This is a genomic window from Oscillibacter sp. (genome assembly GCF_040505565.1).
Lineage (GTDB): Bacteria > Bacillota > Clostridia > Oscillospirales > Oscillospiraceae > Oscillibacter.
In genome coordinates this window covers 111,488-131,772 of sequence record NZ_JBEUWZ010000009.1, presented here as the reverse complement: position 1 = coordinate 131,772, position 20,285 = coordinate 111,488, and the positions used below count along the sequence as shown (strand labels likewise).

18 protein-coding genes are annotated in these 20,285 nt (G+C 57.5%); 9 read left to right on the top strand and 9 right to left on the bottom strand.

Annotated features, from left to right (window positions below):
• The first annotated feature begins 129 nt into the window (after window positions 1-129).
• Window positions 130-2,013 (top strand): CvpA family protein, encoded by a 1,884-nt coding sequence (locus tag ABWQ15_RS03615; RefSeq protein WP_353907464.1) that lies wholly within the window; start codon window positions 130-132, stop codon window positions 2,011-2,013.
• Window positions 2,014-2,169: 156 nt separating this feature from the next.
• Here ABWQ15_RS03615 and ABWQ15_RS03610 read toward each other — a convergent pair whose 3' ends face one another.
• The 3 genes from ABWQ15_RS03610 to ABWQ15_RS03600 all read right to left on the bottom strand — a co-directional run bounded on the left by ABWQ15_RS03610 (window position 2,170) and on the right by ABWQ15_RS03600 (window position 5,694).
• Window positions 2,170-4,620, bottom strand: coding sequence for an ATP-dependent Clp protease ATP-binding subunit (locus tag ABWQ15_RS03610; RefSeq protein ID WP_353907463.1), 2,451 nt, complete (start codon window positions 4,618-4,620; stop codon window positions 2,170-2,172).
• Between the two features lie 36 nt (window positions 4,621-4,656).
• Window positions 4,657-5,148 (bottom strand): UvrB/UvrC motif-containing protein, encoded by a 492-nt coding sequence (locus ABWQ15_RS03605; protein ID WP_353907462.1) that lies wholly within the window; start codon window positions 5,146-5,148, stop codon window positions 4,657-4,659.
• Between the two features lie 90 nt (window positions 5,149-5,238).
• On the bottom strand, window positions 5,239-5,694 hold the full coding sequence (locus ABWQ15_RS03600) for a CtsR family transcriptional regulator (RefSeq protein WP_353907461.1): 456 nt from the start codon (window positions 5,692-5,694) through the stop codon (window positions 5,239-5,241).
• A 287-nt stretch (window positions 5,695-5,981) separates the two neighbouring features.
• On the opposite strand from ABWQ15_RS03600, the gene fdxA reads away from it, so the two are divergent.
• From fdxA to rsmI, 3 genes are all read left to right on the top strand, one after another.
• Window positions 5,982-6,155: a 4Fe-4S ferredoxin gene (gene fdxA, locus ABWQ15_RS03595; protein ID WP_353907460.1), complete on the top strand. Its 174-nt coding sequence runs from the start codon at window positions 5,982-5,984 to the stop codon at window positions 6,153-6,155.
• A 141-nt stretch (window positions 6,156-6,296) separates the two neighbouring features.
• Window positions 6,297-7,022, top strand: coding sequence for a tRNA1(Val) (adenine(37)-N6)-methyltransferase (locus ABWQ15_RS03590; protein WP_353907459.1), 726 nt, complete (start codon window positions 6,297-6,299; stop codon window positions 7,020-7,022).
• A 12-nt stretch (window positions 7,023-7,034) separates the two neighbouring features.
• Window positions 7,035-7,880: a 16S rRNA (cytidine(1402)-2'-O)-methyltransferase gene (gene rsmI / locus ABWQ15_RS03585; protein ID WP_353907458.1), complete on the top strand. Its 846-nt coding sequence runs from the start codon at window positions 7,035-7,037 to the stop codon at window positions 7,878-7,880.
• Between the two features lie 58 nt (window positions 7,881-7,938).
• On the opposite strand, the gene ABWQ15_RS03580 is transcribed toward rsmI, so the two are convergent.
• Window positions 7,939-9,414 carry an S-layer homology domain-containing protein gene (locus ABWQ15_RS03580; RefSeq protein ID WP_353907457.1) on the bottom strand — a complete coding sequence of 492 codons (1,476 nt, stop codon included), beginning with the start codon at window positions 9,412-9,414 and terminating at the stop codon, window positions 7,939-7,941.
• A 34-nt stretch (window positions 9,415-9,448) separates the two neighbouring features.
• Window positions 9,449-10,459: an LCP family protein gene (locus tag ABWQ15_RS03575; RefSeq protein ID WP_353907456.1), complete on the bottom strand. Its 1,011-nt coding sequence runs from the start codon at window positions 10,457-10,459 to the stop codon at window positions 9,449-9,451.
• 321 nt (window positions 10,460-10,780) lie between these two features.
• On the opposite strand from ABWQ15_RS03575, the gene ABWQ15_RS03570 reads away from it, so the two are divergent.
• The 4 genes from ABWQ15_RS03570 (at window position 10,781) to ABWQ15_RS03555 (ending at window position 15,678) form a co-directional block, all read left to right on the top strand.
• Complete coding sequence (locus ABWQ15_RS03570; protein WP_353907455.1) at window positions 10,781-11,884, top strand: hypothetical protein; 1,104 nt, start codon at window positions 10,781-10,783, stop codon at window positions 11,882-11,884.
• A gap of 122 nt (window positions 11,885-12,006) precedes the next feature.
• A complete protein-coding gene (locus ABWQ15_RS03565; protein WP_353907454.1) occupies window positions 12,007-12,717 on the top strand; it encodes a response regulator transcription factor in 711 nt (236 codons plus the stop codon).
• Window positions 12,714-14,150, top strand: a complete 1,437-nt coding sequence (locus ABWQ15_RS03560) for a HAMP domain-containing sensor histidine kinase (RefSeq protein WP_353907453.1) — start codon at window positions 12,714-12,716, stop codon at window positions 14,148-14,150. The genes ABWQ15_RS03565 and ABWQ15_RS03560 overlap by 4 nt, the downstream gene beginning before the upstream one ends.
• A gap of 13 nt (window positions 14,151-14,163) precedes the next feature.
• Complete coding sequence (locus tag ABWQ15_RS03555; RefSeq protein WP_353907452.1) at window positions 14,164-15,678, top strand: S1C family serine protease; 1,515 nt, start codon at window positions 14,164-14,166, stop codon at window positions 15,676-15,678.
• Between the two features lie 40 nt (window positions 15,679-15,718).
• On the opposite strand, the gene ABWQ15_RS03550 is transcribed toward ABWQ15_RS03555, so the two are convergent.
• The 4 genes from ABWQ15_RS03550 to ABWQ15_RS03535 all read right to left on the bottom strand — a co-directional run bounded on the left by ABWQ15_RS03550 (window position 15,719) and on the right by ABWQ15_RS03535 (window position 17,578).
• Window positions 15,719-16,120 carry a sulfite exporter TauE/SafE family protein gene (locus tag ABWQ15_RS03550; RefSeq protein ID WP_353907451.1) on the bottom strand — a complete coding sequence of 134 codons (402 nt, stop codon included), beginning with the start codon at window positions 16,118-16,120 and terminating at the stop codon, window positions 15,719-15,721.
• Window positions 16,117-16,467, bottom strand: a complete 351-nt coding sequence (locus ABWQ15_RS03545) for a TSUP family transporter (RefSeq protein WP_353907450.1) — start codon at window positions 16,465-16,467, stop codon at window positions 16,117-16,119. The genes ABWQ15_RS03550 and ABWQ15_RS03545 overlap by 4 nt, the downstream gene beginning before the upstream one ends.
• Before the next feature lie 101 nt (window positions 16,468-16,568).
• Window positions 16,569-16,763, bottom strand: coding sequence for a DUF1540 domain-containing protein (locus tag ABWQ15_RS03540; protein ID WP_353907449.1), 195 nt, complete (start codon window positions 16,761-16,763; stop codon window positions 16,569-16,571).
• Between the two features lie 197 nt (window positions 16,764-16,960).
• A complete protein-coding gene (locus ABWQ15_RS03535) occupies window positions 16,961-17,578 on the bottom strand; it encodes a TetR/AcrR family transcriptional regulator (protein ID WP_353907448.1) in 618 nt (205 codons plus the stop codon).
• Between the two features lie 333 nt (window positions 17,579-17,911).
• Here ABWQ15_RS03535 and ABWQ15_RS03530 point away from each other — a divergent pair, with 333 nt between their 5' ends.
• The gene (locus tag ABWQ15_RS03530) at window positions 17,912-20,272 is read left to right on the top strand and encodes a methyl-accepting chemotaxis protein (RefSeq protein WP_353907447.1); all 2,361 of its coding nucleotides are present in this window, start codon (window positions 17,912-17,914) and stop codon (window positions 20,270-20,272) included.
• Window positions 20,273-20,285: the final 13 nt, after the last annotated feature.

Here is a 20,285-nt window from a genome sequence, read left to right as displayed (position 1 = left end):
AAAAGAGGCTGCTTCGCTGTGCGGTTGCGCGGGACTCTGTGTCAGGAAAAAACAGGAAGGTTGATTTATTCATATAATTGGCATACAATGTTTAAAAATACCTTTAAGCTAAAAGGAGGACATGCAGGAATGCCTTTTCACATCAATTTTACCCCCGGCAGATTTGATTCCAGCGGGTTCGGCGGGTTTAACAACAGCGGAGATGGAACAACGCCCCCCCAGCGACCCAAAAAGCAGCGCAAGCCCCGCAAGGCCATCGGCAACGGTTTTACCCGGGTACTCATCAATCTGCTGGTGACATTACTCTTCGGTTTGATCTATTTTTATGTAGAGCTGCCCGCACTGAACTTCCAGAGTCAGGACCTCTATGCTTTTATGTTCCTGCTGTGCGCGGTATACTGCGTCTGCGCCATCTTTACCTCCGGCTTTCAGGGGGAGGGGGCAAAAGGGTACCTTCATTTTGTAAAAAAGCAGTGTACGGTTCCTTTTTCTTTGGTGATCGCCATGATCATCGTGGTGGCGGTGGGTTCCCTGTCCGGCTGGGTGGTACTTCGGGCAAAAAGCTACAGCCAGCTGCTGCCCATCCAGACCGGGGATTTTACGCAGGAGGTGGACGAGATCTCCTACGATCAGATTCCCATGTTGGACGCGGACTCCGCCGTGCTGCTAGGCAACCGGAAGCTGGGCGAGTTGGCGGACATGGTCTCTCAGTTTGAAATTCTGGATACCTATACCCAGATCAATTATAAAGGTCGGCCCGTCCGGGTAACCTCTCTGGCCTACGGCGATATCATCAAGTGGTTCACCAACCGGGCCAGCGGCCTGCCCGCCTATCTTATCATCGACATGGTGACCCAGGATGCACAGGTGGTCCGGCTGAACGAGGGCATGAAATACACCGTGGCGGAGCATTTTGGCCGCAACCTATACCGGCACCTGCGGTTCAACTATCCCACCATGATGTTCGACACTCCGGTATTTGAAATCGATGACGAGGGTACGCCCTATTGGATCTGCCCCCGTATCGTGAAGACCATCGGCCTCTTCGGCGGCACGGATATCAAGGGTGCGGTGCTGGTGAACGCCATCAACGGAGAGAGTAAGTATTATGAGGAGGTCCCCTCCTGGGTGGACCGTGTGTACAACAGCAACCTCATTATGCAGCAGTATGATTATTACGGCAGCTATCACAATGGCTTTCTCAACTCCATTTTTGGCCAGCGGGATGTGACCAAGTCCACCGACGGTTATAATTATATCGTCATTGGGGACGACGTCTATATGTATACCGGCGTCACTTCCGTCACCTCCGACGAGTCCAACATCGGGTTTATTCTCTCGAATCAGCGGACAAAAGAAACCCATTTCTACTCCATAGCCGGCGCCACGGAAAACTCCGCCCGGGGCTCCGCGCAGAGTAAAGTCCAGCAGATGAATTACACGGCCACATTCCCCCTGCTTTTGAACATTGCCGATCAGCCCACGTATTTTATGTCCCTGAAGGGCGCGGACGGTCTGGTTAAAATGTATGCCATGGTCAATGTCCAGCAGTACCAGATCGTGGCTACCGGATCCACATTGGCGGAGTGCGAGGTGAACTACCGCACGGCTCTTGCGGACAACGGACTCATCACCGGCAACCAGACGGAGGTGGTGCCCTCCGACCAGAAGGAGACATCCGGCGCCGTCGCGGAGATCCGCATGGCGGTGATGGACGGCAACAGCTATTACTTCCTGCGGCTGGAAGGCGCGGATACGTTCTATGCCCTCAGCGCGGCGAAAAATCCGCTGGCGGTGATTCTGAACGTGGGCGATCAGGTAAACATCACTTACACCGCCGGAAGCGAAGGCAGCATTCTTTCAGGCAGCAGCGTAACGGTGGAGGGCAAAACGGCGCAGGCCGTTTTGCCGGAGACGCCTTCCGGATCCGGCGATACCGCGGGAGCAGGAGATGCCCAAACACCTCAAGCTGTGCCCGATGGGACGGAATCCCCCGTTTCCGGAGCAGCGTAAAGTCTTGGCGGCCAAACGAAGCAAAAGCGGAGGCTCCCCACAGGGAGCCTCCGCTTTTTGGGTAAGTTGCCGCTAGCCCTTCCGGCCTTGCACCGTGTGGAAGAACAAAGGCCGCATGCAGCCCTTTTTACAGCTGTACGCGGCCTTTGTGGTTATTTATTTTCCCACGCAGAGCCGATCGTCTGCAAAGGTGAGGTGCGCCGTGTCGCCGGACTTCAGTCCGCCGCTGAGCATCTGCTCCGCCACCGCGTCCTCCACCTTGTTCTGAATGGCCCGGCGCAGAGGCCGCGCGCCGTACTTGGGATCGAAGCCCTCTTTTGCAAGCTCTCTGACCGCGGCGTCGTCCGTCTCCAGCTTCACACCCATGGCGGCCATGCGCTTTTCGGTGGCCTTCAGCATCCGGCGGGCAATTTCCGTGATATCGTCCTGAGTCAGACGGTGGAAGACGATGATGTCGTCAATCCGGTTTAAAAACTCCGGGCGGAAGGTGCGGCGCAGCTCGTCCATCACCAGTTCCCTGCCCCTTTCATAGGCAGTTGCTTCGTCCTTCACCGCCTCGCCGCTGTCAAACCCAAGACGGCTTCCGGCGGAGGTGATGCTGGCCGCGCCCACGTTGCTGGTCATGACGATCACCGTATTCTTGAAGTCCACGGTACGGCCCAGGGAGTCCGTGATGCGCCCATCCTCCAATATTTGCAGCAGAATGTTCCACACGTCCTCGTTGGCCTTTTCAATCTCGTCGAACAGAACTACGGAATAGGGCTTTCTGCGGACCTTTTCGGTCAGCTGACCGCCTTCCTCGTGGCCCACGTAGCCGGGCGGAGAACCGATCAGACGGGAGACCGTGTGCCGCTCCATATACTCCGACATGTCGATGCGGATCATGGCACTCTCATCGCCGAACATGGACTCTGCCAGCGCCTTGCACAATTCGGTTTTACCAACTCCCGTGGGACCCAGGAACAAGAATGAGCCGATGGGCCGCTTCGGGTCCTTCAGTCCCACCCGTCCCCGGCGGATGGCTCTGGCCACAGCCGTCACGGCTTCGCTCTGGCCCACGACCCGGACGTGGAGCTGGTCCTCCATGTGCATAAGGCGCGTTCCCTCGCCCTCCGTCAGGCGGGTGACGGGAATCCCCGTCCACTCCGCAACCACGGCGGCGATATCCTCTGCCGTCACAGGGCGGTGGGTGGAATTGTGCTTGCGGTGCTTATCCCGTTCCATTTCCACCTGTTCCTGATAGTTCTTCTCAATGTCCCGCAGCTGGGCAGCCTTTTCATAATCCTGGGCCACCACAGCGGCGGTCTTGTCCTTTTGCAGCGCCGCGATCTTTTCCTCCAGGCTCTTCAGCTCTGGGGACACCTCCTCCGCTTCCATACGAACGCGGGAAGACGCCTCGTCCATCAGGTCAATTGCCTTATCGGGCAGATAACGGTCATTGATATACCGGGCGGAGAGCTCCACTGCGGCGGAGAGGGCCTCGTCTGTAATCTGCAGCTTGTGGTGCTGCTCATACCGCTTGCGCAGACCCTTCAAAATCTCCAGCGTCGCCTTCTGGCTTGGCTCGCCCACCTGGACAGGCTGAAAACGGCGCTCCAGAGCTGCGTCTTTTTCGATATACTGCCGGTATTCGTTCAGGGTGGTGGCGCCCAGGCACCGGATCTCCCCCCGGCCCAGGGCCGGCTTAATGATGTTGGCGGCATCCACGGCGCCCTCGGCGCTGCCCGCACCGACGATGGTGTGCAGCTCGTCGATAAACAAAATCACGTCGCCGTCCCGTTTCACCTCGTCCAATGCCTTTTTGATGCGCTCCTCGAATTCGCCCCGGTATTTGGTCCCGGCCACCATACCGGAGAGATCCATGGAAAGAATGCGCTTATCCAGCAACTCGTCCGGCACGTCTCCAAGGGCGATCTTTCTCGCCAGTCCCTCGGCTATGGCGGTCTTGCCCACGCCGGGCTCACCGATCAGGACGGGATTGTTTTTTGTCCGGCGGGATAGAATTTGAATGACACGCTGGATCTCCGTATCACGGCCGATCACCGGGTCCAATTTCCCGGCCCGCGCGTCGGCGGTCAGGTTCCGGGTGAACTCCCGCAGAGCCTTGTCCTGGCTTTCGTCCCGTGTGGTCCCGGCGGAGCGAAAGCTCTCCCGATTCTCTGCTCGGGGGGCCTCATTCAGCTTTTGCATCAAGGCGGTATAGAGCTGCTTGGCATCCACGCCGGCGGTCCGTAGAATACGGACCGCCATGTTGTTGCCATCCCGAAGGAGACCGGCCAGCAGATGAGCGGTACCGACAAAGCTGTACCTGCCTCTGGCCGCGTCCTCCACGGCCAGCTCCACCACCCGCTTTGCGCGGGGAGTCAGGCCCTGAGCGGGATTGCCGCCGGGCAGTCCCGCTCCCACGCTCTTTTTGATAATTTCCACGATCATGCTGTCCGTCAGCCCGGCGGTTTCCAAAACGCTGTGGGCTGTGCCATCCGGCTCTCTTAGAAGGCCCAGCAGAAGATGCTCGGTGCCCACGTAGCCGTGGCCCAGCTCTCCTGCCGCTTCCTGCCCCAGCCGCAGAGCCTCCTCGGCTCTGGGACTGAATTTTGCCTCATTCATAGCTCTCGCTCCTTTCAAAAGGGCTCATCTTTGGTATTACTCCGCCTGAGGACGCTCCTGCTCCTCGGGGCTTTTTTGCTCTAACCGGTGGATCTGGTCTCGGAGCTGGGCCGCCTTTTCAAAGTCCTCCCGCAGCACGGCGGCCTTCTGCTCCAGACGCAGCGCGTTCAGCTGGCGCATTTTTGAAAAGCGGCTGCGTTCCTTTTCCTCCACCAGCGGCTTCTCCTTTGCCTCCTGCGGCTCTGCGGTACCGGCGCCCAGTGCGGGCATCTGCCGGAAAAAGTCGTCGAACAGATTTTCGCCGAAGAAGGACGACCCCAGCAGATCGGACTGCGGGCTGAAAAAGTCATTCAGAAGTCCGCCATCGAAGAAGCTCTGCATCATTCTGCGGCTCTGCGCCGCCACTGCCTGGGTATAGCCCAGCTTCTCGGCGCACTCGCTGCAAAGGTGAACTTCCTCCACGTGCCCGTTGACGTTGCTCTGATAAACGAAATTAACTTCATTCTTTCCACAATTCTCACATTTCATGATAAGTTCCTCCTTAAAGACTATATAAATATAATTGAAATCAAAAGGAATGTGCGCTTATTCCGCAGTCCCGCGCCGGGATGCGGCGGATTACCCCATCTGGTGGATCAGGACCTGCTTCATGACCTCGGCCCTGACGGCATCCCGCGCCTCTCGCGGCACTGCCCCCAGTGCCCTGTCTCCCATGCAGATCAGCATCGTCTCGCCGATGCCTTCATCCAGCGCCCCCGAGGACACCAGATTGCTCAGGATCGCTCTGGCTGAAGGAAGGTCCAGCTCGTCGCCCACCGAGTTGATGACGTGCATCAAAAGCGTCTGCCGGTCCATCCGTACCCGGGTAATCCGAATGTATCCGTTGCCGCCCCGGCGGCTCTCTACAATGTAGCCGTGCTCGGGGGAAAACCGGGTACTCATGACATAATTGATCTGACTGGGCACACAGTTGAACCGCTGGGCCAGATCGCTCCGCTGGATCTCCAGTACCCCGCCGTCGGATTCATTTAGGCCCTCCTGCAGGAAGCTGGCGATCAAATCGGAAATGCCCATTCATTCCGCCTCTTTCTTTAGTCGTATTTGACTTTGACTTTCTTTAACCTTTTATCTGACACGTAGTATAGCACGGTCCGGAAAAATGTCAAGAGAGAATTTTTGACTTTTTTGACCAAAATGAAAATAAATTGTGAACACGAATCCTGTTGCATTTTGTATGGCAAAATACTTGATTGCTCGGTTTTATGTGCGATGGATTTCCAATATCTTTTTCTCAAAATTGCTTGCTTTTTTTAGAGCGTGTGTTACAATGGTCTCACTAATTTTTATGGAGGTGCTTTCCCATGGCTTACAAAATCACTTCTGCCTGCGTAAGCTGCGGCTCCTGCGCGGACGTTTGCCCCGCCGGTGCCATCAGCCAGGGCGATGAGTCCTATGTCATCGACGCTTCTGCCTGCTTGGACTGTGGTTCTTGCTGCGACACCTGCCCCAACGGCGCCATTGTTCCCGCAGAATAAGGTAAGTGTACATAAAAGCACCGCAGGGTTTCCTGCGGTGCTTTTATTATGCCATGCCGGAAGCCGCGGATTTCCTTGCGAAACGCGTCCGCTTGCCGTATAATGAAGCTTGAAGAATTGACCGTGGAGGGAGGGAGCGCCATGGAGCACTGGGACACCCTCTGTCCGGATGGCCTCCGCTTCTGCTGGGATGAGAGCGCTCATAAGCCCGGCACGGACGCTTTCCTGTTGGGCGCGTTTCCGAGACTGCGGCCTGGGCTGCGGGTGTGCGATCTGGGCAGTGGAACAGGACTGCTGGGGCTGTTGCTGCTTCAGCGCCAACGGGATTTGTGCGTCACCGGCGTGGAGCTGCAGGGTCCCGCCGTAGCGCTGGCAGTCCGGGCAGCGGCGGCAAACGGTCTGCAGGACCGGATTGCAACGCTGCGGGCAGACCTGCGGGACATTCGCTCGCTGCTAAGCGCGGGGAGCTTTGACCTGTGCGTTTCCAACCCCCCCTATTTCTCCGGCGGCAGCGGCAAAGCCGCCCCGGACGCCGCACGGAGGACTGCACGCAGTGAGACGGACTGCACGCTTTCGGACGTGTGCCGGGCGGCGGCATATCTGCTTCGCTGGGGCGGGGACTTTTGTATCGTGTACCGGCCGGAGCGACTGTGCGACCTTGTGTGTGCCCTGCGGGAAAACGGCTTGGAGCCAAAGCGGCTACGCATGGTAGAGGCCCGGCCGGGGGCCGCGCCGTCCCTGCTGCTTGTGGAGGCCCGCCGGGGCGGAAAGCCCGGGCTTATGACGGAGCCGCCACTGCGTCTGACGGACGCGTCCGGCGCCCCAACAGCCGAGTATGACGCCGTCTATTTTCGAACATCCAACTAAGGAGAAAAAGTCATGAGCGGAACGCTGTATCTGGTCGCTACCCCCATCGGGAACCTGGGCGACTTTTCCCTGCGGGCGGTGGAAACGCTGAAATCGGTGGACTTTATTGCCGCCGAGGATACCCGGGTTTCCGTGAAGCTGCTGAATCACTTCCAAATCAAAAAACCGCTGGTAAGCTATCATGAGCACAACCATGTCTCCGCGGGGCAGTCGGTTCTGAGCCGCCTGCTGGCAGGGGAGAGCTGCGCGCTGGTGACGGATGCGGGGACGCCCGCTGTCTCCGATCCCGGTGAAGATCTGGTGCGTCTGTGCGCGGAAAGCGGGGTGGAAGTCCTGTCCATTCCCGGCTGCTGCGCCGCGGTAAACGCCTTGGCCGTCAGCGGACTGCCCACGGGCCGATTCACCTTCGAGGGTTTTCTCTCAACCAATAAAAAAGAGCGGCGGGAGCACCTGGCGTCCCTTCAGAACGAACGGCGCACCATGCTGTTCCACGAGGCTCCCCACAAGCTCCGGGGTACACTGGACGATCTGTGCGCTGCCTTTGGCCCGGAGCGGAAAATTGCCCTGTGCCGGGAGCTGACAAAGCTCCACGAGGAGACCATGCGCTGCACGCTAGGCGAGGCCTCGGCTTATTACCGGGAGAACGGCCCCCGGGGGGAATATGTTCTGGTACTGGCGGGCGCGGAGCCGGCGGCGGAGGCGGAGATCACGCCGGATGAGGGAGTTGGGCAGGTGCTGGCTCTGAAGGCCAAGGGCGCCCGGATGAAGGACGCGGTCCGGCAGGTGTCCGATGCCACGGGTCTGAGCCGAAATGACCTGTATAATGCCGTTGTCGCCGCTGAAACGGATCAGGAATGAACGCGAAAGAACCGCGCCGGAAGGGATTTTCCCTCCGGCGCGGTTCTTGATTTGGCTCTTACCAGGAGTGATAGCTCCTGGACTGCTCCGCTGTCATGGCAAAGTAGCGGTAGTCCACCGACCCAGAGCTGTCGCCCCAAGTGGTGTCGATGTGACAGGATGTGCCGTCCAGCGTGGCCACCGTCCAGATGTGGTCATCGTTGGACAGAGCATAGCAGTCAATCCCCTCCAGCTTTAAAAGCAGGTTATAGGCCCCCGAGTATCCGTCGCACACGGCCCGTCCGTTCCGGAACAGCGCATAGGCAATGTGGGAAACGGAGTCATTCCCCGCGCCGCTGTCGTAAACACAGTTGTCGCAGATCCACTTAAAGTAGACCTTGGCCTTTTCCTTCTGCGTCATATTCGCGGTGATGGAACCCTCGCTCCACAGCTGATCGTGAACGGCGATGGCGGCGTTGAGCGTATAGTCCCGGTAAGAAGAGAGGTTTGCCCCTGCCGTAACGGCGGAGAAAGTCATCGTTACCTTTCCGGTAAGTCCCTCATACGTGCATTCCACCGAATTGTACATCTGCTCGCAACAGGACTTGACGGCACTGAGCGCGGCATTCATTACGCTGTTCACGTACTGCGAGGTTACGGTTCCGCCGTAATTCAGCTCCAATACGTTAGTCTCGTGGGAGAGCATATAGGCGACGTCCGATGTAATCTGGCTCTGCGTGGTGGGTGCGGCGGTATAAGTGGTGTCTCCGGTAATCAGATCCCCCCAGGAGGTGCCCGCCGCGCTGTAGTTACCGGTGGATACGGTAGCGACAGCGACAGTCCACTCCGGCGTCAGCCGCAGGGAGGAATCCACCATGCGGGTCAGCATGGCCGCTGCCGCGCCGCGGGTAATCGTGTTGTTGGGTCCAAAGGTGCCGCTTGCGTCGGACCCCACGGCGAGGCCGGTTTTGTAAAGGGTCAGAATATCGTCGTAGTAGGGCGTGTACTCCGTCACATCCGTGATGTACTGCCGGGAGGCGTAGGCCGTTGTCACCAGCGAATCGTTCACCGGCGGCAGCGTTGCCGCCGGCAGCGTCGCCGCCAGCACATGGGCTACCTGAGCCCGGGTGGCAGGGGCGCGGTACAGGCCGTTCAATTCATCCGCCAGCACGCCGGTGCTTTGTAAATAGGCGAGATACGGCTCATAGGCCGCCTGCCCCTCCTGTTGAAAGCCGGCAGCGCCGGCCTCGGCGTCTCCGGTGGCGTAAAGACTGCGGATGCGTCCGGCAAAGATCACGATCTGCCCCACGGTCACGCTGTCCCGCAGACCAAAGGTCCCGTCGAGCTTTCCGACCGACAGTCCGTATTCATACAGAGCTTTTGCATTGTTGTAAAAAGTTGAGCCGGGGACTACATCGGAAAATTCCCCACCGTAGGTTTTTCCCCGGACAAAATTGTCGGCGGAGTTTTGGACGGCCGCCGCAGGGACGCACAGCGCCGCCGACAAAGCGATCGTGAGGATCAGCCCGGGCAGGCGCTTTTTCAGGTTCAGCATAAGTCCTCCTTTTTGGAACGCGGTAAAAAGAGTATCAGGTCAGGATATTCAGGTCCGCCGGAACCCGATCCTCCACATAGGGATTCAGGTGTTCGTTCACGATGGTCAACACCTCGTCGGCATCCAAATAGATATAGGGAGAGGTCCATTTACCCGGCAGCGTAGAAAAATCGATGTTGTCGGCTCCGACAGTAAAAGCCTCCTGTCCGAGCCAGGCCAGTTCACCCAGCTCCAGGTCGGTCTTCACGTATTTTTGAAAAATCTTTGCAAAACTGGAGACTTTTGTGAGGTTGGAGGGCCGAAGCGTCTGCTTTGCCACGGTTTTTAAAAATGCCTGCTGGGTCTTCATCCGTCCGATGTCCTCGCTGCCATAGCCGGAGCCGTCGTTGTTGTGGCGGAAACGGACCACCTTCAGGGCTTCCGCGCCGGTGAGATGCTGCGTTCCGGCACGGAAGTGAATAGACAGGTCCTGATACGGGTCGTCATAGTCCATATCAATGGGAATATTGAAATCCACGCCGCCAATGGCATCCACCAACGCGGAAAATGCCTTCAGGCTGACCTCCACGGTGTAGTCCACCGGAATCCCCAGCTGCCCGGAAAGCGCTTCGGCCACCTGATCCATACCGCCGATGTTGTAGGCGGCATTGAACTTATGATTCTTTCCGTTGATGCGGATTTTGGTGTCCCGGGGAATGTTCACCCCGTATATTTTCCCGGCCCCGGCGTCCACCGCCACCAGAATATTGGTGTCGCTGCCGCCGTTCCCGTCATCCACACCGGAGACGAGAATCGTATAAAAGTCAGATTTGCGGGCCGAGTGCGCGGCCTTGGCCGCCAGGGCCAGCTGGTCGGCATCCTGCTCCTCGGCGGGAACGTCGGACACTGCCGCCGCGCTTCCGGCCTCCTTGTTCTCCCGCTGGGGCGGGTGGACAAGCGCTTTGTATGCGCAGGTCAGAGTCACAACTACTAATAAAACTGCGGCGAGTACCATCAGGCAGCGCTGACCCACGGTGATCCGGCTGCGGCGGCGTTTTCTTGACATCGATGCAGCAAACTCCTTATCTGAACCCTCCGCCGATCTGCGGCAAAGAGACTCCAAATTTTATTGGAACAGCGTAATTTCGCCGGAATATAGCGCGGCCATGCGCCGTTCTCCCCGGCACAATATCGCTTCTTGACGATTTCTTTTTATTATAACGCCTCCCGGAGTAAATCGCAAGGTTGGATTTGCGCAGACGGCGCGGCAGGAATGACGCCCGTGGGTATGATGCTTTACAAATCGGCGTGAAACGTGATAAAATGGGGCAGAATCAATTTGCCTGCGGGAGAACTGCGGCAAGGTGGAGGAAGGGGCGAGGTCCGCGTGAAAAAGCGATTTGCCGCCATGGTGCTTGCCGTGGCAATGTTGCTGTCCCTCTGCCCAGCCGCTATGGCGGAGGACTTGGTTTACTTTACCGCCGTGGATGAACGGGTCCTGGATCTGAATGACTCCACCATGCCCTTCTGGTTTGGTGGGTATCTATACGTGGCCGCCACCGTGTTCCGGGAATCCGGGGTGGGGTACTCCTATAACATCGTCAGTCAGACCCTGGTGCTGTATGACTCCAGCCATTCACTGGTGTACGACGTCAGCACCGGCTCCGGCACTGACGGTCAGGGAGATGTTTACGATCATGTGTGCGTGACCCGGGGGGGCGTGACCTTTGTGGCGGCCTCGCCCGTGGCTTCCTATTTTGGCCGCACTTACAGCAACACCCGGGTAAACCATGGTTACCTGATCCGGGTGAAGAGCAGCAGCGCCGTCCTGCCCGACAGCATGTTTACCGAAACCGCCACCTATCAGATGGAAACCAAGTACCAGCAGTATCAGAAGAATACCACCGCCGTCCAGACGCCGGACCGGGACCCTACGGGGACGGAGACAACTGACCCGGCGGAGAATATCGCCGGAAAATCCATTTATCTCTGCTTTCTGGCGGAGGACGCAAATACAGTGAGTGAATGGCTGGACGCGATGGAAAACCGCAGCGGACATGCTGCCTTTTATTTCACGGAGGAGGCTCTCGCCCGCTGCGGTGATCAGCTTCGGCGTCTGGCGGCGTCCGGCGGTGCCATCGGATTGGTGCCCAGCTCCGGGGATCATCCGACAGAGCAGCTGGACCGCATGAATAAAACTCTCTTTGCCGCCGCCGGGGTCAAGACCCGGTTGGTTTACGCGGCGGGCGCCGACATTTCCACGCTCCAGTCGGCGGGCTATTGCCCTCTGACCCCCGGAATTGACCGCTCGAAGTACGGATTGACCACCTCGGGTGAAGCCTCCTCGCTTTTAAAACAGATCCACAGCCGCCGGAGCGCCATGTCCGTATGGTTGGGAAGCGGCGTGACCATCGGAGCGCTGCGGACCTTCCTCTCCTCCGCCAGTGCGGAGGAGGACCGGCTGCTTTCCATGACGGAAATTGCCAGCTGAGCGCGTATTTCACAGAAAATTCAACACCCGCCTGCAAAAGCGTATATAATAGGAAGGTGTTTTCCGCCGGCATGGTGTAAATTTTTAGTTTTCTACATTTTGAAAAGTACGGAGGCAGGACTATGGCGCGTAATATTCTGGTTGTCGAAGACGATCACAACATCTCCGACCTGATTCACATGTATCTGGTAAAAGAGGGTTTCGATGTTCGCATCGCCGGAGACGGCGGCAAGGCTGTGGAGGAATTCCAAAAGCAGGCGCCGGATCTGATTCTGCTGGACATTATGCTGCCGGTGATGGACGGCTGGGCCGTCTGCGCCAAGATTCGGGAAACCAGCAAGGTCCCCATCATCATGCTCACTGCCAAGAGTGAGGTCTTTGACCGTATTCAGGGCCTTGAAATGGGGGCGGACGACTATATCGTCAAGCCCTTTGAAATGAAGGAGCTGCTGGCCCGCATCAATGCGGTGCTCCGTCGGACGGAAATCCCCAACGATACATCGAAAAAGCTGACCTTTGACAAACTGGTCATCAATTTGGACTCCTACGAGCTGATTGTGGACGACAAGAAAATCGATACGCCTCCCAAGGAGCTGGAGCTTCTGTATCATCTGGCGACCACCCCCAACCGGGTTTATACACGCAATCAGCTTCTGGATGAGGTTTGGGGCTTTGACTACTTCGGCGACAGCCGCACGGTGGACGTCCACATCAAACGCCTGCGGGAAAAGGTGGAGAATGTGTCTGACCAGTGGGCGCTGAAGACTGTCTGGGGTGTCGGGTATAAGTTTGAAGTCGTCGGCGGGTCAGCGAAGCAGCCGGAGAAATCATGAAGCATCTGAGTGAGCGATTCCGGGGTCTTTACTGGCGGCAGATGTTCGTTACCATGGGTACCGTTCTGCTGACGCTGGCTCTGCTGGGTGCGTCTTACAGCGCGCTGGGCTATAATTTTCTCCGCCAGGAACGGACCGGCGACATGGGTACCCGGGCCGCCGTGGTGGCCCGCCTCTCCGCCGGGTATCTGCGCAACGGCAGCTTCACCAGCCAGACGGAGCTGTCTACCCTGACCGGTTTTGCTGCGTCGATGTCCGATCTGAACTTCCTGATCTGCGATACGGAGGGCCGTACCCTGCTGTCTACCGACGCCAGCCTGAACGGCCTGTCCATCACCATCCCGCAGGATCTGATGGACAAGGCAATGACGAAAGGTACCGGGTCCGACCGCTCCGATCTGAACGGTGTCTACGCGGAAAAGCGTCTGCTGGTGGGTGTCCCGGTTACGGATACGGCGGGGACGCAGGTGGGTGCGGTATTTGCCGTGTCCGTGGATCATTCCTCTTTGGATGAGATGTGGCAGGGATTCATCGGCCTTTTCGTCATGACTGCCTGCGTCGTTTTAATGGTGGCATTCATGGCATCCTCCATTACGGCCATGCGGCAGGTCCAGCCCATCCGAGAAATGGTAGCCGCCACCCGACGGTATGCCGACGGTGATTTTGATATTCGCATGAAGGATACGGACCGCAACGACGAGATTGGGGAACTGGCGTCCTCCTTTAACACGATGGCGGAGAACTTGCAGCAGACCGAGCGCAAGCGCCGGGAGTTTATCGCCAACATCTCCCACGAGCTCAAAACCCCTATGACCACGATCGCCGGCTATACCGACGGAATCCTGGACGGCACCATTCCCCACGAGAGTGAAAACCAGTATTTGCAGATCATTGCCGGAGAAAGCCGCCGCCTGAGCCGCCTGGTACGGCGGATGTTGGACGTCAGCCAGCTTCAGGCCATGGACCCGCTGAAAAACGGGTGCCACTTCGACCTGTGCGAGAGTATGCGCCGGGTGCTGATCTCCATGGAAAAGAAGATCACCGACCGGGGCCTTGACGTGGATGCCGACATCCCCGAAGAGCCGATTCTCGTGCTGGGGGACAACGACATGATTACCCAGGTAATCTACAACCTGTTGGAAAACGCAGCCAAATTCGCAATTCCCGGCTCCGTGCTGTATCTGGGCGTTGTCCGGCGGGACGGTAAGGCCCGGGTCACTGTCCGCAACGAGGGAGACACCATTCCCGCCGCGGAGCTGCCGCTCCTGTTCGAGCGGTTCCACAAGAGCGACAAGTCCCGCAGTGAGGACAAGACCGGCGTGGGACTGGGACTTTATATTGTAAAGACCATTTTGGAACAGCACCGGGAAAAAATCGATGTGACCAGCGAGGACGGCGTCACCACGTTTTCGTTCTCCCTGACCGCGGAATAACGAGGCATCGCAGATGAACGATCAATTTTTAGACCCCCAAACCCCCGACGGGGAACCGTCTCATCCCTCTCCGGCAGAATCCGGACTTCTCACGCCGATTCATCCATCCGCTCCTGAAGAGCGGGGCGAAACCGCGCCCTCCGCTTTGCCGGAGGCCGATGCTCCGCCGGAAATGCCCGTCCCCGAAAAATCGGAAGTTGACGCGGCGGAAGCTCCTGCGTCTGAGCCGCAGGAGGTGGTAGAATACTACCCGCCTCTGCCCGCGGTGCGGGAGGTGGTGGAGATCTATGTGCAGCCCCGTCGCATGCCGGGCCGGGCCGCACTTCCCGACCTGTCGGACAAAATGGTTGTCGCCCCTCCCCAGAGCGGTCCGGCGGCAGCAACTGGAAAAAAAGCTCGCAGCCGGAAGGGCCTTTGGATCTTTCTCGCCTGCCTCGCCGCAGTGTCGGCGCTGTCTGTGGGCGCATTTTTTCTGAGCGGCGGATTTCCCCACGCCGCCCCGCCCGATGTGGACGGCGAGACCCAGCAAAACGAGGACTGGGATAAAGAGGAGGTCTCCATCACCCCCTATCCCTTCGGCCAGGGCGCGGTGATGGACCTGACTGTCTCCCACGGCGATCCGCTGACCATTCAGGAGATCTACCGCCGGGTGAACCCGGCGGTGGTGACCGTGATGGCTCAGCTGGATTACGGCGCATCGGTGGGAACCGGCGTGATTTTCCGGGAGGACGGGTATGTCCTCACCAACTACCACGTGGTGGCAGGCGGCACCGATTGCAGCGTTACTCTGGCCTCCGGCAAGACTTACGAAGCGAAGTACGTGGGCGGCGACAGCGGAAACGATGTGGCGATTTTAAAGCTGAACGCCTCCGGTCTGTCCTCAGCGGAGATCGGCGATTCCGATGCCCTGGCTGTGGGTGACACGGTATATGCCATCGGCAATCCTCTTGGCGTGGAGCTGCGGGGAACACTGACGGACGGTATTGTCTCCGCCATCAACCGGGATGTGGAGGTCCAGGGCCGCACCATGACCCTCATTCAGACCAATGCTGCGCTGAACGAAGGCAATTCCGGCGGTCCTCTCATCAATATATACGGTCAGGTGGTGGGCATCAATACCATTAAGATGATGTCCTTCTCCTCCAACGTGGAGGGTCTGGGCTTTGCGCTTCCCATGCGGTCGGTTCAGAAAATGGTGAACGACATTCTGGACAGCGGTGCGGTCCTTCCGGAGCCCCTTTTGGGCATCACGGTCCTCGACATTCCCAAGATTCTGCCGGACGGGACGCAGGGCGTTGAAGTGCAGGATGTCACCCTCGACTCCGCCGCCGGCAGGGCCGGCGTGAAGGCCGGGGATGTGATCGTCTCCGCCGGTGGACAGAGCGTCACCGAGCGGCATATGCTTCTGAGCGTCCGTCGGCAGTTTCACATCGGTGATGATCTGCCCATGACTGTCTGGCGGAATGGGGAATATCTGGAGGTGGTCCTCCATCTGGATAAGGCATTTGTGGAAGAGCCCGCCGGATGAGAAAGCTGAAAACCGGGAAGCGAAATTTTCGCTTCCCGGTTTATTTGTTTTGTTTCTTTAAGTCGTCTCCCGGCGGTTCCTCTTTTTCTTTCCGGGGCCACAGCATTAAAACACCGGAGGCCAGCAGATAAATGCCGAAGGGTCTGCGCAAAATCTTCACATCCACCGCCGTGGCAATCCAGGCGCCGATCAGGGCAAAGAATACCGCCCATGGTACGGAACATTTCAGAGTGGGCTTGTCCAAAAATCCATTTTTCCAGTGAAACACCAGCGCCGCTGCTGCGGTGGGCAGAAAGAACAGCAGGTTAATGCCCTGAGCCGTCCGCTGATCCACGCCGAGAAACAGCGTCATCATCAGCAGCAGCAGTGTTCCGCCGCCCACGCCCCAAGCTGAGAGAATGCTGGTGCCGAAGCCGCAGAGGAACGGCAGCAGCCAACTCACAGCAAATATTTCACCCCTCCGTAAAAGAGAAATCCGGCGAAAATCCATTTCAGCCACCTGGCGGGCATCTTACCATAAAGCTTTCCGCCCAAGAGCCCTCCAGTCAGCCCTCCCAGCAGGTAAGGCAGGGCGGTTTTGATCGTCAGCTCCGCCCTCCAGAAATACACCGCCGCCGATACCGCGCAGACGGGAAAAATTACACCCACGCATGTGGCGTACAGCTTTTGCCGCTTCAGGGAGGATCGGCTCATAACCGGAATGAACACCATTCCCCCGCCGCCGCCGAACAGCCCGTTTCCCAGTCCCGCTCCGGCGCCCGCAATTCGTCCCCGCCACTTCTCGTCCATTTTCATTCTCCTCCGTCCTTATATGTATTCCCGGAGGCGACCCTCCGGGAATTTTGCGATTGGAGCCGCAAAGGCCCTGATCCGCGCTTGGCGGAGCTTTGTTATGACTTCAGCTTGAAGCTCTCGCAGTCCACGCATTTGCACTCGGTGGGATTGGACTCATGGGTCCCCACGGAGATGGTGTTCAGACCGCAGTACTGCTTGTCCTGGCAATGATGGGCGCAGTTGTTGACCGAGCACTTAACACTGGCATTGGGAGTGCATTCACAGCCGCCATTGGTACAGTCATTCGTCATAAAAAGGCCTCCTGATTAAAAAAAATTTGAAAGAACGCCGTTTTTGATCGCGGTTATCGATGAAACCGGCAATTCTTTGGCTTTCGCCGCAAATAGTCTGTGCGCTAACGGACCTTTTATGCGAAAAAGCAAAAATTGCGACATAGACGAACAGAGGAAAACGCCCGAAGGCGTTTTCCTCTGTCTAAATACCGGCATCAGCGGACGCTTTTTTCACTTTTCATTTCGCCCAGAGCGGAAAGCACCCCTTCCACCGCGCTGTTGACCAGACGGTCCGCCAGCTGAACCAAATCCTCTCTGGGAATGACCATATCCTGATCAAACCACGTTTTAATGAGGCCGATTAGCCCATACCCGATGAAGTTGATTAAAAAATCCATCTGGGATGAGGCGACCCCATGAATCTTCGCCTGTACAAGACTGACGCCATTGCGGTGGATCAGATCCTGTAATCGGTCGGTAAAATTGCTGGTCGAATTGGTTGCAAACAGTGCCTCGAATTCCGGACGGTGCTCCACGATATAGTCCAGAATCGGCTTAAACACTGGACGCAGGGAACCGCCTGCCTCAAATTCCGCCAAATGCTCGTCAATCAGAATTTGTGCCTCCGCCAGCATGTCCGTCTCCACACTCTGAAGCAGCGAGGTGGTGTCCGGATAATGAAGATAAAAAGTTCCGCGGTTCATGTCGGCTCGCTCCGTCACGTCCCGCACCGAGATCGCGGAAAACTTTTTTTCCCGCATCAGCTCCAGCAGCCCCTTCTTCAGCAATTTTTGAGAGCGCCGCGACCGCCGGTCCTCCCCTTTTTCCGTCATGTTTATGCCCCTTTCACAGAAGACGGAACCGCGGCTGGTTTTCACCGCAGGTGTCCGTACAAGCCTGAGTCACCAAACCTGTGCCGCGGCAGCTGCCTGAGATTCAGGCAACCTTTGCGCAAAATGCGCCGCAGTACCGTACAATGACCGTTTGCGGTTATTATATTCCGGTTGTGTTTAAAAATCAACAAAAATTTATTATTAGAAAAATGTTCATTAAATTTCGGGAATGCTATTGCATTTTTACATAGGCCGTATTATAATCCTCTCTGACATAAAAATTGACATAAATTCATTATTGGACAAACGTCTATAATTGAGAGGAGCATTTTCATGGTTCAGAAACCCCATTTCCGCGCCCCCCGGCATACTCGCGCGTTTGCGCTGCTATTGGCAGCAGCGTTGCCGGTAACTCTTGTTCCCGTCGGGGCGGCGGAAAAGATTGGCGACGGCGTAACCCCTACTTATGACGAGGCGTATTATGCAACGCTCGACTACTATGGCAACCTGACGGAGGGCAGTGTGGTCAAGAGCTACGCGCTCAACGGCGCCACGGCCCTGACAGATTACGGTACATATGACGAAGTGGTAAATTTAACAGACGGCACCGTTCCCGCTACGAAAAACGGCACCACCACCTTTGATTTCAGCGGAGAGGACGCGCCGTCCCACTTTTATTTTGAGGGAAAGACCGCCGCGCCCTTTACCGCTCTGCCCTGGACGATCACCATGTCCTATACCCTGAACGGCGTCCCCACGAAGGCGGAGGACCTGGCGGGGAAGACGGGTACGGTGGACATCAACCTGAATATCCTCCCCAATAAGGACGCCAGCGACTACGCGAAAAACAACTATACGCTGGAGGCCATGGCCATGTTCAATCAGGACGACATCCTCTCCTTGAAGGCGGAGGGCGCGCAGGTCCAACTGGTAGGCAACCTGCGGACGGTGCTGTTTCTGGCTCTGCCGGGAGAGGAACAGCACTTCACCATCGAGGTGGGCGCTGAGGATTTCACCTTTGGCGGAATGACGTTTTTGATGGTCCCGGCGACTTTGGCCCAGCTGGACCAGATCGCGGAACTAGGCGACCGCAAGAACGAACTGGAAAACGACTACGAAAAGCTGAACAACAGTCTCGACACCACGCTGGACGCCCTGAACAATATGACCGGCAGTCTCAATGCCAGCGCCAAAGGGCTCGACGAGCTGAACAAAGCCCGCGGTACCATCTCCGCCGGAAAGGGGTCCATCTACGACGGGATTGACACCTCCAAGCTGGACATGGAGAGCATCGCGGCCCTGCTGGACCCGGTGGCGGCGCAGGTGCAGGCCGCCAGCGAAACGCTGAAGGATTCCAAGGACATTCTGCAAACCATGAACGACGTGACCGTCTCCCTGCGGACGGAGTTGTCCCAGACCCGGAACGCATTGAAAAGTCTGGAAGACAACAGTGATGACCTCAAGGACATAGCCTTCGAGACGGAAAGGCTCAAGGGCAGCCTGAGCAGCTTGGAGAGCGCGCTGAATGGAATCAGCGATGTTTCCACCGGCAGTTCCGGAAGTGGAGATTCTCTTAAAACGGTAGTCGGCCTTCACAACGCATTTACAGGCGCAGCGGGAGACTCATCTGCGACCTCTTTGGACGACGCTCATTTTGTAGCCGCCCTTGCGCTTGCCGGCGGTGAAAATTCCACCACGGCTACGGCATTGGCAACCGCGCTTGCAACCAATGATTCCACCAGCCCTTATTATGAAAAAGCAATGCAGCTCCATGCTCTGCACCAGCAAGCAGGCAGTGATGGCAGTTTTGAAACTTTTTGCAAAGCTGTTCTGCTCTCTCAGAAAAAATCTACCGACCTTGCCTCCCAAATGAATAAAATTTGGATTGCATACAGCACAGGCGATCCAAACGACCAAGCCACTCTAGACCTGCTTCTTTCCACTATGGATAGCACTTTAGCGGAATTGAATACCACCACCACTGGCGTCAACGACACACTGGGCAAGATCAAGGCCCCCACTGCCGATGTCATGCATCATCTGGCCACCATCTGTGGCGATATGAACGCCCTGAGCAATCTTATTGACGACGGCCAGACTCTGGCCCATACCGGACAGTCCGTCACGCAGAAAGCAGACGTGATCCTCAGCGACCTGAACGGACTGGAAAACCTTCTGAACGCCTATGAACCCAAGGCGCAGGAGAGCCTGAAAACGCTGGAAGATCTAAGCACCACCGCCGCCGGTTCCATCCGCAACGCGGAAAAGCTGATTACCGACACGGAAAATTTGGCCCGAACCTCCGGCGCGCAGCTGGACGCCGGAACCAAGCAGACTCTGGAAGGCCTTGCCTCCACCCTGCGCCGGACCGCCACCGCCCTTGCCACCAGCAAGGACATCAAGGTCACGAAAGACAACCTGGACAGCATCATCACCGACACTTGGAACGAACACACCGGCGACGTGGACAATCTGCTGAACATGGATTCCACCGCCCCGGCGGAGTCGCTGACCTCCGACCAAAACCCCACGCCCCAGAGTGTACAGGTCCTTATCCGCTCACAGGAGATCAAGGTCCCTGACAAGGATGAGGACGAGACGGCTGCCGCCGCCGCGGACAAGGGCAGCTTTTGGAGCCGGGTGGGCCAGATGTTTAAGGATTTCTGGTCCTCAATCACCGGGATTTTCCACTGAGGGAGTGCCGGTA

Excerpts from the sequence above, each read along its gene's own strand:
- ABWQ15_RS03615 (WP_353907464.1), top strand. The coding sequence starts at position 130 with ATGCCTTTTCACATCAATTTTACCCCCGGCAGATTTGATTCCAGCGGG.
- ABWQ15_RS03565 (WP_353907454.1), top strand. The coding sequence starts at position 12,007 with ATGGCGCGTAATATTCTGGTTGTCGAAGACGATCACAACATCTCCGAC.
- ABWQ15_RS03540 (WP_353907449.1), bottom strand. The coding sequence starts at position 16,763 with ATGACGAATGACTGTACCAATGGCGGCTGTGAATGCACTCCCAATGCC.
- ABWQ15_RS03605 (WP_353907462.1), bottom strand. The coding sequence starts at position 5,148 with ATGAAATGTGAGAATTGTGGAAAGAATGAAGTTAATTTCGTTTATCAG.
- ABWQ15_RS03580 (WP_353907457.1), bottom strand. The coding sequence starts at position 9,414 with ATGCTGAACCTGAAAAAGCGCCTGCCCGGGCTGATCCTCACGATCGCT.
- ABWQ15_RS03535 (WP_353907448.1), bottom strand. The coding sequence starts at position 17,578 with ATGACGGAAAAAGGGGAGGACCGGCGGTCGCGGCGCTCTCAAAAATTG.
- ABWQ15_RS03610 (WP_353907463.1), bottom strand. The coding sequence starts at position 4,620 with ATGAATGAGGCAAAATTCAGTCCCAGAGCCGAGGAGGCTCTGCGGCTG.
- ABWQ15_RS03560 (WP_353907453.1), top strand. The coding sequence starts at position 12,714 with ATGAAGCATCTGAGTGAGCGATTCCGGGGTCTTTACTGGCGGCAGATG.
- ABWQ15_RS03575 (WP_353907456.1), bottom strand. The coding sequence starts at position 10,459 with ATGTCAAGAAAACGCCGCCGCAGCCGGATCACCGTGGGTCAGCGCTGC.
- ABWQ15_RS03555 (WP_353907452.1), top strand. The coding sequence starts at position 14,164 with ATGAACGATCAATTTTTAGACCCCCAAACCCCCGACGGGGAACCGTCT.
- fdxA (WP_353907460.1), top strand. The coding sequence starts at position 5,982 with ATGGCTTACAAAATCACTTCTGCCTGCGTAAGCTGCGGCTCCTGCGCG.
- ABWQ15_RS03590 (WP_353907459.1), top strand. The coding sequence starts at position 6,297 with ATGGAGCACTGGGACACCCTCTGTCCGGATGGCCTCCGCTTCTGCTGG.
- ABWQ15_RS03530 (WP_353907447.1), top strand. The coding sequence starts at position 17,912 with ATGGTTCAGAAACCCCATTTCCGCGCCCCCCGGCATACTCGCGCGTTT.
- ABWQ15_RS03545 (WP_353907450.1), bottom strand. The coding sequence starts at position 16,467 with ATGGACGAGAAGTGGCGGGGACGAATTGCGGGCGCCGGAGCGGGACTG.
- ABWQ15_RS03600 (WP_353907461.1), bottom strand. The coding sequence starts at position 5,694 with ATGGGCATTTCCGATTTGATCGCCAGCTTCCTGCAGGAGGGCCTAAAT.
- rsmI (WP_353907458.1), top strand. The coding sequence starts at position 7,035 with ATGAGCGGAACGCTGTATCTGGTCGCTACCCCCATCGGGAACCTGGGC.